A 14,041-nucleotide genomic window follows, 5' to 3' on the forward strand; every position below is an offset into this window, starting at 1 on the left:
TCAATGTGCAGCGGCACGACTTGCATGCCAGATGCGATAGTTTACCATGCTAAGCAATATGACCAGCACCGCAGCCATACCATTATGTAAAACAGCCAGCAATAAAGGCCACGACAACAAGACGGTTGATATTCCTATGGCAATTTGCAATATCACAGCGACAATTAAACCGGTCGCCAGCCGCTCAGCACCACTTATTCTGCGTAGTAGCAGCGCCGTGCCCAGCAGCACTGCCGCAGCGACCCAGGCAAAACTGCGGTGTGCCCAGTGTATCGCCACCAGTGCCTGAAACGTCAGATATTCACCATGCACTGTCTTACCCAGAGGCCGCCACAAACTGAAGCCATGCTGCCAGTCCATCGCCGGTATCAAGCTACCCTGACATGATGGAAAATCCGGACAAGCCAGTGCTGCGTAATTACTGCTGGTCCAGCCTCCCAGAGCAATCTGGCAAAATAAAATTATCATTGCCAAAGGTGCCAGCCATCTTAATCCTGAGACTGGCAACTGCCATGGACGCCAGTATTGCCTGCAGTCATACAACATCCACGAAATGGTTAGCCCGGCCAGCAGCAGCATACCTAATAACAAGTGCGTGGTGACAATGACAGGCTGCAGCCTGAGTGTCACTGTCCAGGCGCCAAAGGCGCCCTGCACAAGGATCAGTGCCAGCATTGCCAGATTCCAAGCATACGACGTGCCGCGTCTTCTATATTCATTCCAGGCCAGCCATAGCTGTGCAATCACCAGAATACCAAGGCTGCCGGCAAGATAGCGGTGAATCATTTCTATCCAGGCTTTGCTGACGGTGACTGGTCCGTGCGGTGCAAGTGCCTCCGCATCCCGGATCTCTTCGTGCGCCATAAACGGGTTTGATTCTCCGTAGCAACCCGGCCAGTCCGGGCAACCGAGCCCGGAATCGGTCAGGCGCGTAAATGCACCGAACATAATCAGTTCAAACGTCAGTGCTACGGTGACCGTCAGCAATTTGCGTCTTCTGTCCGGTACCCGCGAGAAAAAAATCACTGCCAGGGGCAAACAGGCAACCGCCAGAAAAATCAGTCCCAGTTCTACAATCATGCCTAACCTATACCAGAAGCTTTTAATAATTTACTCAAATCTTTTTTGATCTTTACCGTATCAGCGCCCAGTGGATACCGCATCACCAGATTGCCAAGCGGATCCATCAGATACCAGTACATCACCGGCGTTTTTCCTGCCTCAACCGGCAACCACTGATGCAGCGGTGCTGCCTCCGCACGCAACACGTGCATACCTGCGACAGCCTGTAATTGCACAGCTGGTGGCTGATACTGGTCTGTAATCAGCCAGATACGCTCAATGCGGCTTTGTTCCTTACCCTGCATTAAGCGTAACTGCCTTATCTGATACAAGGTCTCTTCACACACGCGGGTACAGGGAGCATCCGTCACCATCAGCATGCGCCATTTACCCTGAGTATCCTGAATTTGTGCCGGCGCATTATTTTCCACACGGGACAGCATCATAGCAGGCACTGGAAAAAGGCGCGGATCAAGCAAAGTACCGTAATTCGTACGACCTTCGGGTTTGATCCAGTAATACGACAAATAAGAGAGAATCACCGGTGCTGCGCAGACTGCAATCACCAGAAATAATGTCAGTCGGGAGCGGCCGGAAGCCGGTTTTATCGCACCTGCTTCATTCGCTGCCGGATTTCCTGTGCTGAATTGTGGAGTCATGAATTCGGATCGTAAAGATAGCAAAAAAAATCAAAGACAAGGCACTTAATGCCAGCCACTGCCATGCATAAGCACGGTTCCGCTCAGCACCATTCCCGACACTACTCCAGTGCAGCTGCAATCCCGCTGATGGTTCGCTGGTTTGCTGCAGTACCCATGGCAACACTGGCAGACCACTGGCTTGCCGGAATGTTGCGGTATCAAGATTTTGTAAAAGAGCTCCTTGCGTAACCGCTGGTGCCTCCCCCAATTGCAGAACACGGTCTAACTGATGCCTGACAAAACCACTGACCCGGACAAGCCCTGCGGGAGCAGGCGGTATTGTCACGTGCAAACGATCCTTCGGATCACGCGCCTGCCATCCGCGCGCAATCAGCAAAACGTTACCGGATAGTTTCAAACGCATGGGCATCAGCACGATCCGGCCTGAAATCCCTGCCAGCGGACGATTATCCAGATATACCGTCCACTCCGGTAGCCATTCGCCCTCAGCAAATACCGGTGTGTAATCCTCTGGCATTGAAAGCCCGAAACTGACTGCATCTGTTGCTGTCTGAGCCTGACGCAGCTGTAACTGACGCGCCTGTTCTTCACGCATATTTGCTTTACTCCATTGCCACCTTGCCAGTGAGAGGCCGAGCAACAACAGAGTGAGACAAATCAGTGCGGGAATGATTCGGAATCGGAAAGAGATACGCATTCGGAGATACAATCGGTTTGCCTGTTCAATAACAGCTTACCGGAGTTTGGATGAAAATTCTGATCGCGATTGCGTTTTTGTGCATTATCGGCAGTCTGGCCTCAGCGCTGATGTTTATGATGAAAGATAAAGGTCAGACGAACCGCACTGTCAGTGCGCTGGCATTGCGTGTCGGCTTCTCAATAATTTTATTTATCTGCATACTGATTGCAGCGAAACTTGGCTGGATACAGCCTACAGGACTGCGCTGAATCAGGCACTGCGAACAGGCAGTGCCTGAATTCTCTGTCTGAATTACATCCAGTAAACCACGATATACAAGCCCAGCCAGACCACATCGACAAAGTGCCAGTACCACGCAGCCCCCTCAAAAGCAAAATGCTGCTCAGGCGTGAAATGGCCTTTCATTACGCGGAACCAGACGACACCCAGCATAATTGCACCAAGCGTCACATGAAATCCGTGGAATCCGGTCAGCATAAAGAATGTTGAGCCGTAAATACCCGATGTCAGTTTCAGATTCAGCTCATGATATGCGTGAATGTATTCATAAGCCTGGAAACCGATAAATACTGCACCGAGTGCAATCGTCGCAAATAACCAGAATGCTGTTTTTCCACGCTGACCGGCACGTAAAGCATGATGCGAAATCGTCAGCGTCACGCCGGAAGTCAGCAGTAAAGCGGTATTAATCGTGGGAATCGGGAAAGGCCCCATGGTGGTGAATGCATCCACAGTTCCTGCTGGCCCGGCATTGCCCCACTGCCCAGAAAAGTCCGGCCACAGTAACTTATGATCAATATCAGCAAGCCACGGCATACTGATACTGCGCGCATAAAACAATGCCCCGAAAAAAGCTGCGAAAAACATCACTTCAGAAAAAATAAACCAGCTCATGCTCCAGCGATAAGACACATCAATACGTGCGCTGTACTTACCGGATTCAGATTCTGAAATCGCATCGCCAAACCAGTTATACATCACAATAACTGTCAGCATGACGCCCGCGATATTCACATAGCTGCCCCAGGAAACATGATTCACCCAGGCAGACGCACCTATCATCGTCAGCAATAAAGACAGCCCCGCCAGCACTGGCCATCGCGATGGTCCGGGAACAAAGTAATAAGGGGCATTAGAACGTGAAGCACTCATGGTTAGTCTCCCTGATTGCACATCTTAAAATCGATTTTTTATGAACAGTTTTCATTTCTGTACAACTAAATGAACGATCCAGATCAGCGTCAGCACAAACACCGCCGCTGCGATCAGTCCTGCAAGAATGACATGCACCGGATTCAGTTTTGCTGCGTCCGATTCATAATCGCCCTTCTTACGAATTCCCAGGAATGACCATAAAACAGCCTTGATTGTGGTGCCAAACGAAAGCTTGCGCTGGCTGGCTGACTTCAGGTCACTCATGATTTATCTGCTCCTGATGCCGCAGCCGTTTTTGTTTTTCCACCGATATCAAAAAATGTGTAAGACAGCGTAATCGTTTTCACATCTTTCGGAATTGCCGGATCTATAAAAAACACGACCGGCATTTGCCTCGCTTCTTTTGGTCCCAGCGTTTGCTGCTGAAAACAAAAGCACTCCATTTTTTTAAAAAACTGACCTGCCTGCTGTGGTGCATAACTGGGAATCGCTTGAGCATCCATCTGATATGGCTGCTGATTGACTACTTCGTACACAATCTGGTGCATTTCACCCGGATGCACTTTCATGGACGATTGCACCGGACGAAAACGCCATGGTCCCTGCGTATTAGCATCAAACTCCACCAGAATTTCACGACTGCGGTCAATCTGAGAGTTACTCAGTTCTTTCGCAGAAATATCTTTCGGTGTCAGCAGGTTAATACCGGTCACCTCACAAATTGCTCTATATACAGGCACCAGTGCATAGCCAAAACCAAACATCAGCACTGCGATGACGAGTAACTTCCCCATCATCGTCCGATTTAGTTTCTGTAATAAGGATTTGTCAGATGGATCAGACATACGTACTCAGCGCAAAAACTGCTTAATCACAACACCGGCAAAAAAAATCAGTACGAGCACTCCCAGCATCATCGCTGTACGCCGGTTCTTTTGCTGTAAATGTTTCGCGTCCATCAGATACTCCTGCGAGAACCAGCCCCGACCGGGGCCGGACGTGGATTAACGGAACTCAGGCGGCTCTTCAAACGTATGGAACGGTGCAGGGCTTGGTACCGTCCACTCCAGTCCCTCTGCGCCTTCCCATGGTTTGGCCGGTGCGGGCTTACCGCCACGAATTGCAGGGAATACCACGAACAAAAGGAAATACACCTGCATGAGACCAAAGCCGAATGCACCGACCGTTGCGACCACATTCCAGTCAGTGAATTGCGCAGGATAATCAGCGTAACGGCGTGGCATACCTGCCAGCCCCAGAAAATGCATAGGGAAGAACGTGATATTGAACGTGATCAGCGAACCCCAGAAGTGCACTTTTCCGCGGAATTCGTTGTACATGAAACCTGTCCATTTCGGTCCCCAGTAATAGAAACCGGCAAACAGACTGAACAGTGATCCCGCCACCAGCACATAGTGGAAATGGGCGACGACGTAATACGTGTCCTGCAACTGAATATCAATCGGTGTTACCGCGAGAATCAGTCCGGTAAATCCGCCCATGGTGAACACGAAGATAAAACCGACAGCGAACAGCATCGGCGTTTCAAAGGTCATAGACCCTTTCCACATGGTGGCGACCCAGTTGAACACTTTGACGCCGGTCGGCACCGAGATCAGCATGGTGGCATACATGAAGAACAACTGTGCCGTCACCGGCATACCGGTTGTGAACATATGATGTGCCCAGACGATAAACGACAGAATCGCAATCGATGCTGTTGCATATACCATCGATGCATAGCCAAACAATGGCTTACGGGCAAAGGCAGGCACAATCTGAGAGATAATGCCGAACGCAGGCAAAATCATAATATACACTTCAGGATGTCCGAAGAACCAGAAGATGTGCTGATACATCACCGGGTCGCCGCCACCTGCTGCATTAAAGAAAGAAGTACCGAAGTGACGGTCAGTCAGCGTCATCGTGATCGCACCAGCCAGTACCGGCATAACCGCGATCAGTAAGTACGCGGTGATCAGCCAGGTCCAGCAAAACATCGGCATTTTCATCAGTGTCATACCCGGAGCACGCATATTCAGAATGGTGGTGATGATATTAATCGACCCCATAATCGACGATGCACCCATGATGTGGACGGCAAAAATTGCCATATCCATCCCCGGCCCCATCTGTGTGGACAGTGGTGCGTACAGAGTCCAGCCGGCAGCAGTTGCACCACCCGGAACAAAGAAAGAAGACACCAGCAAAATGGCGGCAGGCGGCATCAGCCAGAATGAAAAGTTATTCATCCGCGCAAAAGCCATATCGGATGCACCTATCTGCAATGGAATCATCCAGTTTGCAAAGCCAACAAACGCAGGCATGATCGCGCCGAACACCATAATCAGTCCATGCATGGTGGTCAGCTGATTGAATAACTCCGGCTGCACGACCTGCAAACCGGGCTGAAACAATTCAGCGCGAATCAGCAGGGCCAGCACACCGCCGGACAGCAACATCGTGAATGAAAACCATAAATACAAAGAGCCAATGTCTTTATGGTTAGTGGCAAACAGCCAGCGACGCCAGCCGTGAGGATGATCGTGCGCGTGGTCATGCGCATGATCGTGGGAGTGCGGTACAGTCGTGGAACTCATCGTGTCTCTCCGGCGAATCTGAATTATTTACGTGCAGCCAGCACTTCGGCAGGCTGAACCAGATTTTCTGCAGCTTTGTTTGACCAGCTGTTGCGTGTATAGGTAATCACAGCTGCAATTTCTGTATCAGACAATGTCGACTTCCAGGCTGGCATCGCATTTTTACCATTCAGCAAAATACCGATCTGCGCTGCTTTAGGCCCCGTAACAACCGCAGAGCCTTCCAGTGCAGGGAACGCCCCCGGAATACCTTTGCCGGTCGCCTGATGGCAGGCCACGCAGTTTGCGGCATACACTTTTTCACCACGCTGTTTCAACTCATCCAGTGTCCAGACTTTGGCCGGATCATCCGCTTTCGCTGCCATTTCCTTTTTCTTAGTGGCGACCCAGTTCTTGTATTCCTCTTCAGTGACCACATTCACAACAATCGGCATGAATGCATGCTCTTTGCCGCACAATTCCACGCACTGGCCACGATAGACACCGGTCTTCTCTGCTTTAAACCATGTGTCACGTACATAACCGGGAATTGCATCCTGCTTTACGCCGAATGCCGGAATCGTCCATGAATGAATCACATCATTTGCAGTGGTGATCAGGCGTACTTTTTTATTGACTGGAACAACAACCGGGTTATCCACTTCCAGCAGATAATTATCAGTACGGGCTTCTGTAGGAAGAACGCCCGGGGCACCGATCTGGGTACGCGGCGTCGCCAGTGTGGACAGGAAAGAAATACCCTCGCCCTCACCTTTCAGATAGTCATAACCCCACTTCCATTGCATCCCCGTTACCTTGATCGTCAGGTCGGGACTGGAAGTATCTTTCATCGCAACTACGGTTTTAGTGGCAGGCAGCGCCATCAGAATCACAATGATGAAAGGGACGACTGTCCAGGCAATTTCTACGCTGGTGGATTCGTGAAAAGTGGCCGCTTTATGCCCGACCGATTTACGGTGAGCGATGATGGAATAGAACATGACACCGAAGACAATTACGAAAATTGTCAGGCAGATGCCAAGCATTAAGTTGTGCAAAGAGTAGATATCCTCTGCGATTTTTGTCACCGGCGCCTGCAGATTGAGCTGACGTATTGCAGGGCCGCCCTGACTGTCTCCGGTCGCCAAGGCAGGCAGACTGGTCGCAAGCACAGCAGCGCCCAGCAAGAACGACTGACATCGTTTTGCACTGATCATGATTTCCCCAAAACCCTGTTTAGTTTTTTATGAAACGTTCACCAGAACGCGAAAAACCATGAATCCAAACTGCGTGCTGGCAACTTGAACAACGTCACCAGTATAGGAGGCAAATAAAATTCTGAGCAAGCAAAAACCTGCCTGTTTAACATTGCGCTGACGCAAATGTGACACTGATGCAGATCAGAAACAGGGAAATCTCAGGGATATGCTGCACTGCAATTCGCAGTGCAGCAGGCAATAGCAGAAAATAAAGAAGCGGATATTTTGCAGCGCATCATGCCTGTGGAAAAAATCCTCACGCAGACTCCCGAGAGACCGGATCAGCGCGGCTTGCGGGGTAAGTCGAAACGAATGATGGCTTCACCGGCATCCGTTTTACTCGGCACCGGCTTGAATGCGTGGCCGTACACCACCTCAATTGTCAGATGCAAACGTCCGTCCGGTCGGCGCTGTTTTTCCAGTGCATCGAGTAAGCGCTGATAACGGACGCGACCGGTCAGTCCGCGTAAACGGTTGTCCAGCGGATTACCGCCGAGCGCACGCACGTCCTCCAGTAAAGCCTGCGGATGCTCATAGGTCAAGGTCAGTTTTTCCATATCCATGACCGGTGTGGAAAAACCGTTTTCGATCAGCATATCGCCAAAATCATGCATATCCACAAACTGCAGCGTGTGCGGAAACGGGTCGGCTTCCGCAAATGCAGCCCTGACTTCGGTCAGCGTATCGGGGCCAAAACAGGAAAACATTAATAAGCCCTCAGTCCGCAACACACGACGCCATTCCGCGAACAGTGCATGCGGCTGCGGATGCCAGTGCAATGCCAGATTCGACCAGATCAGATCGACACTGCGGGCCGCCAGCGGTAAATTCGCAAAATCACCGCTGATCAGCGCCGGTGCTGGCTCTGGTCGCAATGCGGCCGGTGTCAGACGCGACAGAAAACGTCCCAGCACCTGACGTGCGCTGCCACGCGCCTGCTCCCCGGAACGCAGCATGGCCAGACTCGCATCCAGGCCGATGACCAGTGCATCAGGATAGCTGCGTTGCAGCTCAGGTAAATCTGCACCTGCGCCGCAGCCTGCATCCAGCACACAGGCCGGCTGAATTTTGACCAGCTCCAGTTTCTCACGCATACGGCCGGCTATTTCACGGCGCAGAAAATCGGTACCGGCACTGCGTTGCGGATCAGAAAAAAGCCGGCGAACCTGTTGCAAATCAATCGGAGAACTCAACATAACAAATCAATCATGAAAAAACTGCGCTAACCTCCCATGGATCAGCCAGATGGCGGGCAGTTTACACGCTGTCTGCCAAGCGTGCTGAACTTACCTTTACCCATTGCTGAGAAAACATGGCCGACTTGCTCCATCCGGCAACAACCGAACCGCACTCTCTGCGCTACCGCTTACTGCAGAGCGGACGCGCCCTGCTCTCCGGTATCAGACGGGAACTGGCATTGCAGATACCGGGAGCCTGTCTGCTCTGTCAACAGGATAGTACGGGACTTGTATGTGACAAGTGCCGGGAAACGACGGTACTGCGCCGGGTGCAGCGCTGCCCGCGCTGTGCGGTTGCAATGTCTGCACCCGCTGCCGTCTGCGGACAATGTCTGCGGCATCCGCCGGCATTTGATCGGAGCTTTACCGGATTCTGTTACCGCGCGCCGGCCGATCAGTTAATCCTTGCGCTGAAATTCGGACACCGTACTGCACTCGCAGGCTGGCTGGGACAACAATTATTCGATGCAATACCTGCGCACTACTGGCAGGATGACGCGCCGGACTGTCTGATTCCTGTCCCCTTAAGCAAACAACGATTGCAGCAACGCGGATTTAATCAGGCGCTGGAAATTGCCAGACCGCTCAGTCGCCTGTCCGGCGTTGAACTATGGCCGGATGCCATACTGCGCTTACGTGATACCGCGCCACAAGCCAGTTTGCCGCTCAGAGAACGGCGTCAGAATCTGCAACATGCATTCGGCTGGCGTGCGGAACAAGGCGTACTGCCTGCGGGCAGACATATTGCGCTGGTCGATGACGTTATGACTTCTGGCATGACTTTGCATGAAATCGCTACAATGCTGAAGTTAAACGGTGCAAGGCGCGTCAGTGTGTTGCTGGCAGCGCGCACACCGTCCCCCGGCGATGCGTTGTAAGCGGCGCTTCTGCCTGCAGAATCTGAAGGAGAATTATGTTTCACGTCGTTCTGGTCGAACCGGAAATCCCGCCAAATACCGGCAACATCATCCGTTTGTGCGCGAATACCGGCGCGCAACTGCATCTGATTGAACCACTCGGTTTCCCGCTGGATGATGCCAAAATGCGACGGGCCGGTCTGGACTACCATGACTATGCCACCATGAAAGTTCACAGTAACTGGCAGGCTTTTCTGGAAGCTGAAAAACCGGCTGCGGACCGTATGTTTGCAATGACGACGCACGGTTCATCGCCGTTTGCACAACAGGCATTTGCTGCGGGCGACTACTTTATTTTCGGTTCTGAAACCCGTGGACTGGCACCGGATCTGCGAAATTCTTTCCCTGAAAAACAACGTATCCGTCTTCCTATGCGTGAAGGCAACCGCAGTCTGAATTTATCGAATACAGTCGCAGTAGTCGTGTACGAGGCATGGCGGCAACATGGTTACGCCGGTGGCGCCTGACCTTATCCGTTAACAATTTGCGCGGAGTCTGCATTTGAATATCAGTGGCGTCTGGATCTGGCATGCGGCACAACAGCAGTTCACGCTGTCGCCGGCTTGCGCACAGTGGCTGCAAATAGCGCCGGACCAGCCCTGCACGCCGGAACAATTGCAAGCCAGACTGGGAACTGAACTGGTTCGCCAGTGGATGACACTGATCAGCCAGTCCGGTGCCGACGGGTTCGATACCACGCTGATACCGTCCGGCATTAGTTTACAGGGACAACTCCGTCTGATCGGAGGCTGCCTGCAGCACGGACAATTGTGCGGCAGTCTGGAATGGCTGGAAACGCCTACGGCTGAACGCTGCTTCTCCGACCATCTGCCACTGGGCATGATAGAACTGGACAGCCAGACCATTTATCACCTGAACCAGACACTGCGCGGCTGGCTGCAGTTACGTAATGTTCCACCCTTGCCGCAACGCTGGGAAGCGGTGTTTCCGCCAGCACTGCTGCGCGAACTGGGGCCGCTGATGCAAGCGGTTGCTGCCGGTAGCCGTGAGCAAAGACTGACCTGGAAAGAGCGCACCCTGCAACTGGAAGCGGCATCTGATCTGACCGCCGATGGACACAAACTGATGATCGTGCACGACATCAGCCGTTATCAGGCGGCAGTGCAAGCCATGCAGCACACCGAAGAACGCTGGCGGCGCGCGCTGGAAGTGTCCGGCGACGGTGTATGGGACTGGTATCCGCAAGCCGGTGTCGAATATTTATCAGACCGTCTGCTGGCAATTTACGGCTACGACCGCGCAGATCTGGAGAGCGATCCGGAAGAACTGGACCGCCGCACCCATCCTGATGATCTGGCTGAAATGCGCGCAGCCCGCGAAGCCCATTTCTCCGGCCAGACGCCGATGTACATCAACGAACACCGGGTACAGAGTAAAGACGGCAGCTGGAAATGGGTGCTGACGCGCGGCATGGTGCTGGAGCGCGATGCGGAAGGCAAGCCATTGCGCGTGGTCGGTACGCATACCGATATTTCTGAACGCAAACGGTCCGAAGCTGCATTACGTGAAGGCGAAGAACGTTTGCGCATGGCTTTATCTGCCACACATCAGGGAACGTATGATGTGGATCTGCGCTACGGCACAGCCGTGGTCAGCGCAGAATATGCGCGCATGCTGGGCTACGACCATGCGCATTTCGTGGAAAACCGGGAAAACTGGATAGCACGTCTGCATCCGGGCGACTTCCGTAATTCCGAACGTGCATTCCGCCATTATGTGAGCGGCAAAGCCCCGGAATACCGCGCCGAATTCCGCCAGCGCCATGCAGAGGGGCACTGGGTCTGGATTTTATCCGTGGGCGCTGTGGTCGAATGGAACGCTGACGGTAATCCGCTGCGGATGCTGGGTACGGTCACTGACATCACCGAACGCAAACAGGCAGAAGCCCTGATCTGGCAGCAGGCGCATTTCGATACGCTGACGTCGCTGCCGAACCGGCGCATGCTGTATGACCAGCTGGAAAAAATGCTGGTGCACCGTAAGCAGCGCCGCAACCGGTTTGCTGTGCTGTTCATTGATCTGGATTACTTCAAAGAAGTGAACGATACGCTCGGCCATGCTGCCGGTGACCGTTTGCTGCAGGAAGCCGCCGCTCGGCTGGCAGCCTGCGTCAGCCGCAAGGATATGGTGGCAAGGCTGGGCGGTGATGAATTCATGGTGATACTGCGCAGCCTGGCCGACCCGCAGCGTACCGAGCAGATTGCCGCTGCCATGATTACCAGCATCAGTGCACCATTTCAGATCGGCGGTGAAACGATATTCTTATCTGCCAGTATCGGCATCACCCGCTTTCCGGAAGACGCACAAACCGTCAATGATCTGATCAAACAGGCAGATCAGGCAATGTATGCGGCCAAAGCGGGCGGACGCAACCGTTACAGCTTTTACACACCGAGTCTGCAGACCGCTGCGCTGGCCCGCATGCGTCTGAGCAATGATTTGCGCTACGCACTGCAGGAGCAGCAACTGCATGTGGTGTATCAGCCGATTGTGGCATTACAAACCGGCAAAGCCGTGAAGGCCGAAGCGCTGATACGCTGGCAGCATCCGCAGAAAGGCTGGATCAGTCCGCTGGAATTTATTCCGCTGGCAGAAAGCAGCGGTCAGATTACCGCAATCGGTGATTTTGTATTCGATCAGGCCTTGCATCAGGTTGCGCAATGGCGGCAATCGCTGGACCCGGAATTTCAGATCAGCATTAACCAGTCGCCGGTGGAATTTCAGTCAGATCCGGCCCGTTATCAGCGCTGGCTGGAAGCGATGGAAGCGCAGCAATTACCGGGACAGGCCATCACGATTGAAATCACCGAAGGTTTGCTGCTGGATGCCAGTGAAAAAGTAGTGCAGCGCTTGCTGGAGTTCAGCGCAGCCGGTGTGCAGGTGGCGATTGATGATTTCGGCACCGGCTATTCATCACTGTCTTATCTGAAGAAATTCGATATTGATTTCCTCAAAATCGATCAGTCTTTCGTGCGCAATCTGCAACGCAATAACAGCGATCATGCGCTGTGTGAAGCGATTATTATGATGGCGCACAAACTGGGCTTAAAAGTGATTGCAGAAGGTGTGGAAACCACAGCGCAGGCGGATTTACTGCGCGAAGCCGGTTGCGATTTTGCGCAGGGCTACCTGTACGGCAAGCCCTCCGCAGCGGCAGATTTTCTCAGTCTGCCTTGCTGTGCATGCGCACCTTAGCCAGAATGCGGGTGGTGGAACGGTCGTGTTCAAACGCGATCGCGGCGACTTTTCCGCCGTAGGCCAGCACCGCCTGCCCTTCCGGAATTGCATCCATCTGATAATCGCCGCCCTTCACATACACATCCGGCTTTGCCTGCAGTACTGCTTCCAGCGCAGTATCTTCGTCAAACGGCACCACCAGACTGACCGATTCCAGCGCTGCCAGCACCGCTAAGCGGTCTTCGCAGGTGTTGACCGGCCGGTCATCGCCTTTGCCCAGACGACGCACCGATGCATCGGTATTCACCGCCACCACCAGCGACGCGCCCAGACGGCGCGCTTCATCCAGATAGGTGACATGGCCACGGTGCAGCAAATCAAACACACCATTGGTCATCACCACCGGACGCGGCAGCGCGGCAACACGTTCTGCCAGACTGGCGCGATCACTGATTTTTTGTTCAAAACTGGCCATACCGCCCTCATCCAATGCAGGTCAAAAGAGGCGCGTATTGTACACCCTGCCCTGTTACTGGCTGCTGCCGAAGGGCTGAGTGCAGCTGGCCGGGTGTTCACGCGCCGCGACAGGCCGGAAATCTCCCAAAACTGCCTCAAATGCGGACTACGGCACAAAAAAAAACCTTTTTTACGGACGTCCGCATCAACACTGGCTCTCCGGCCTGCCTGTTTTTTGCCAAATGACGAATATTGCACAATGGAATGTTCAGTGCAGCATGAAATTTCCTGTTCTTTGATGCCGTGCTGAGGCAGACTGCAGAACGTTCAGCTGATCTGCCGGACTGCAAAATCCTGCAGGCCAGCTCTTTTTCACCGGTTTAAGGAGACCGTCATGCATCTGAATGCGTATCTGAGTTTTTCCGGCAATTGCGAAGCGGCATTCGCGTTTTATCTGAAGCACCTGGGTGGTGAAATCATGGAGCAGCACCGCTATGCGGGCTCGCCGATGGAAGCGCAGTGTCCGCCGGGCTGGGGCGACAAAATCATGCATATGCGCGCCCGTGTCGGCGACATGGTGCTGATGGGCTCAGATGCCGGTGGTGAATGTGCACCGGAAAAGCTGGCGGGTTTTTCGCTGAGTATCAATACTGGTGATCCGGCGGAAGCCGAACGCATTTTCGCGGCGATGTCCGAAAACGCCGTGATTGGTATGCCGCTGGCAGAAACTTTCTGGGCCAGACGCTTTGGCATGCTGACCGATCAGTTCGGCGTGCCGTGGATGGTGAACTGCGAATAAAAAATCCATAAGTATG

The 14,041-nt window shown here is 53.1% G+C and carries 16 protein-coding genes; 5 read left to right on the forward strand and 11 right to left on the reverse strand.

The genetic code is table 11. The features are described 5' to 3' along the window. The 3 genes from IE092_RS07185 to IE092_RS07195 are packed head-to-tail and all read right to left on the reverse strand — an operon-like array spanning position 1 to position 2,421. Positions 1-1,080: a COX15/CtaA family protein gene (locus IE092_RS07185; protein ID WP_189356379.1), complete on the reverse strand. Its 1,080-nt coding sequence runs from the start codon at positions 1,078-1,080 to the stop codon at positions 1-3. A 2-nt stretch (positions 1,081-1,082) separates the two neighbouring features. Further along, entirely contained in the window at positions 1,083-1,721 is a 639-nt protein-coding gene (locus IE092_RS07190; protein ID WP_229793086.1) for an SCO family protein, read from the reverse strand. Beyond that, a complete protein-coding gene (locus IE092_RS07195; RefSeq protein WP_189356380.1) occupies positions 1,681-2,421 on the reverse strand; it encodes an SURF1 family protein in 741 nt (246 codons plus the stop codon). The genes IE092_RS07190 and IE092_RS07195 overlap by 41 nt, the downstream gene beginning before the upstream one ends. 50 nt (positions 2,422-2,471) lie before the next feature. Between IE092_RS07195 and IE092_RS07200 the strand changes: the two genes are divergently transcribed. Next, positions 2,472-2,672, forward strand: a complete 201-nt coding sequence (locus tag IE092_RS07200) for a twin transmembrane helix small protein (protein ID WP_189356381.1) — start codon at positions 2,472-2,474, stop codon at positions 2,670-2,672. 43 nt (positions 2,673-2,715) lie between these two features. Here the strand turns inward: IE092_RS07200 and IE092_RS07205 are convergent, their stop codons facing one another. From IE092_RS07205 to IE092_RS07230, 7 genes are all read right to left on the reverse strand, one after another. Beyond that, positions 2,716-3,576 (reverse strand): cytochrome c oxidase subunit 3, encoded by an 861-nt coding sequence (locus tag IE092_RS07205; protein ID WP_189356382.1) that lies wholly within the window; start codon positions 3,574-3,576, stop codon positions 2,716-2,718. 51 nt (positions 3,577-3,627) lie between these two features. Next, the gene (locus IE092_RS07210; protein ID WP_189356383.1) at positions 3,628-3,843 is read right to left on the reverse strand and encodes a DUF2970 domain-containing protein; all 216 of its coding nucleotides are present in this window, start codon (positions 3,841-3,843) and stop codon (positions 3,628-3,630) included. After that, positions 3,840-4,424, reverse strand: a complete 585-nt coding sequence (locus tag IE092_RS07215; protein WP_189356384.1) for a cytochrome c oxidase assembly protein — start codon at positions 4,422-4,424, stop codon at positions 3,840-3,842. Before IE092_RS07215 ends, IE092_RS07210 begins: the two co-directional genes overlap by 4 nt. A 6-nt stretch (positions 4,425-4,430) precedes the next feature. Then, positions 4,431-4,538: a cytochrome oxidase small assembly protein gene (locus tag IE092_RS18785; RefSeq protein WP_229793087.1), complete on the reverse strand. Its 108-nt coding sequence runs from the start codon at positions 4,536-4,538 to the stop codon at positions 4,431-4,433. A 45-nt stretch (positions 4,539-4,583) separates the two neighbouring features. Continuing rightward, positions 4,584-6,179, reverse strand: a complete 1,596-nt coding sequence (gene ctaD / locus IE092_RS07220; RefSeq protein WP_189356385.1) for a cytochrome c oxidase subunit I — start codon at positions 6,177-6,179, stop codon at positions 4,584-4,586. Between the two features lie 23 nt (positions 6,180-6,202). Next, complete coding sequence (gene coxB / locus IE092_RS07225; RefSeq protein WP_189356386.1) at positions 6,203-7,375, reverse strand: cytochrome c oxidase subunit II; 1,173 nt, start codon at positions 7,373-7,375, stop codon at positions 6,203-6,205. A 323-nt stretch (positions 7,376-7,698) separates the two neighbouring features. Next, the gene (locus tag IE092_RS07230; protein WP_189356387.1) at positions 7,699-8,613 is read right to left on the reverse strand and encodes a methyltransferase domain-containing protein; all 915 of its coding nucleotides are present in this window, start codon (positions 8,611-8,613) and stop codon (positions 7,699-7,701) included. Positions 8,614-8,729: 116 nt separating this feature from the next. Between IE092_RS07230 and IE092_RS07235 the strand changes: the two genes are divergently transcribed. The 3 genes from IE092_RS07235 to IE092_RS07245 are packed head-to-tail and all read left to right on the forward strand — an operon-like array spanning position 8,730 to position 12,788. Beyond that, positions 8,730-9,533 (forward strand): ComF family protein, encoded by an 804-nt coding sequence (locus tag IE092_RS07235; RefSeq protein WP_189356388.1) that lies wholly within the window; start codon positions 8,730-8,732, stop codon positions 9,531-9,533. A 35-nt stretch (positions 9,534-9,568) separates the two neighbouring features. Continuing rightward, on the forward strand, positions 9,569-10,039 hold the full coding sequence (gene trmL / locus IE092_RS07240; RefSeq protein WP_189356389.1) for a tRNA (uridine(34)/cytosine(34)/5-carboxymethylaminomethyluridine(34)-2'-O)-methyltransferase TrmL: 471 nt from the start codon (positions 9,569-9,571) through the stop codon (positions 10,037-10,039). Positions 10,040-10,073: 34 nt separating this feature from the next. After that, positions 10,074-12,788, forward strand: a complete 2,715-nt coding sequence (locus tag IE092_RS07245) for a putative bifunctional diguanylate cyclase/phosphodiesterase (RefSeq protein ID WP_189356390.1) — start codon at positions 10,074-10,076, stop codon at positions 12,786-12,788. On the opposite strand, the gene rfaE2 is transcribed toward IE092_RS07245, so the two are convergent. Next, a complete protein-coding gene (rfaE2, locus tag IE092_RS07250; RefSeq protein WP_189356391.1) occupies positions 12,757-13,245 on the reverse strand; it encodes a D-glycero-beta-D-manno-heptose 1-phosphate adenylyltransferase in 489 nt (162 codons plus the stop codon). The genes IE092_RS07245 and rfaE2 overlap by 32 nt on opposite strands. Before the next feature lie 375 nt (positions 13,246-13,620). Between rfaE2 and IE092_RS07255 the strand changes: the two genes are divergently transcribed. After that, positions 13,621-14,025 (forward strand): VOC family protein, encoded by a 405-nt coding sequence (locus IE092_RS07255; protein WP_189356392.1) that lies wholly within the window; start codon positions 13,621-13,623, stop codon positions 14,023-14,025. The last annotated feature ends 16 nt before the right edge of the window (positions 14,026-14,041 follow it).

Origin of the sequence: Cognatundibacterium squillarum (assembly GCF_014652435.1) — a bacterium.
Taxonomy (GTDB): Bacteria; Pseudomonadota; Gammaproteobacteria; order Burkholderiales; family Burkholderiaceae_D; genus Undibacterium; species Undibacterium squillarum.

What these genes read in the sequence shown, in the direction of transcription:
- IE092_RS07185 (WP_189356379.1), bottom strand. Translation starts at nt 1,080, where the DNA reads ATGATTGTAGAACTGGGACTGATTTTTCTGGCGGTTGCCTGTTTGCCC.
- IE092_RS07190 (WP_229793086.1), bottom strand. Translation starts at nt 1,721, where the DNA reads ATGACTCCACAATTCAGCACAGGAAATCCGGCAGCGAATGAAGCAGGT.
- IE092_RS07195 (WP_189356380.1), bottom strand. Translation starts at nt 2,421, where the DNA reads ATGCGTATCTCTTTCCGATTCCGAATCATTCCCGCACTGATTTGTCTC.
- IE092_RS07200 (WP_189356381.1), top strand. Translation starts at nt 2,472, where the DNA reads ATGAAAATTCTGATCGCGATTGCGTTTTTGTGCATTATCGGCAGTCTG.
- IE092_RS07205 (WP_189356382.1), bottom strand. Translation starts at nt 3,576, where the DNA reads ATGAGTGCTTCACGTTCTAATGCCCCTTATTACTTTGTTCCCGGACCA.
- IE092_RS07210 (WP_189356383.1), bottom strand. Translation starts at nt 3,843, where the DNA reads ATGAGTGACCTGAAGTCAGCCAGCCAGCGCAAGCTTTCGTTTGGCACC.
- IE092_RS07215 (WP_189356384.1), bottom strand. Translation starts at nt 4,424, where the DNA reads ATGTCTGATCCATCTGACAAATCCTTATTACAGAAACTAAATCGGACG.
- IE092_RS18785 (WP_229793087.1), bottom strand. Translation starts at nt 4,538, where the DNA reads ATGGACGCGAAACATTTACAGCAAAAGAACCGGCGTACAGCGATGATG.
- ctaD (WP_189356385.1), bottom strand. Translation starts at nt 6,179, where the DNA reads ATGAGTTCCACGACTGTACCGCACTCCCACGATCATGCGCATGACCAC.
- coxB (WP_189356386.1), bottom strand. Translation starts at nt 7,375, where the DNA reads ATGATCAGTGCAAAACGATGTCAGTCGTTCTTGCTGGGCGCTGCTGTG.
- IE092_RS07230 (WP_189356387.1), bottom strand. Translation starts at nt 8,613, where the DNA reads ATGTTGAGTTCTCCGATTGATTTGCAACAGGTTCGCCGGCTTTTTTCT.
- IE092_RS07235 (WP_189356388.1), top strand. Translation starts at nt 8,730, where the DNA reads ATGGCCGACTTGCTCCATCCGGCAACAACCGAACCGCACTCTCTGCGC.
- trmL (WP_189356389.1), top strand. Translation starts at nt 9,569, where the DNA reads ATGTTTCACGTCGTTCTGGTCGAACCGGAAATCCCGCCAAATACCGGC.
- rfaE2 (WP_189356391.1), bottom strand. Translation starts at nt 13,245, where the DNA reads ATGGCCAGTTTTGAACAAAAAATCAGTGATCGCGCCAGTCTGGCAGAA.
- IE092_RS07255 (WP_189356392.1), top strand. Translation starts at nt 13,621, where the DNA reads ATGCATCTGAATGCGTATCTGAGTTTTTCCGGCAATTGCGAAGCGGCA.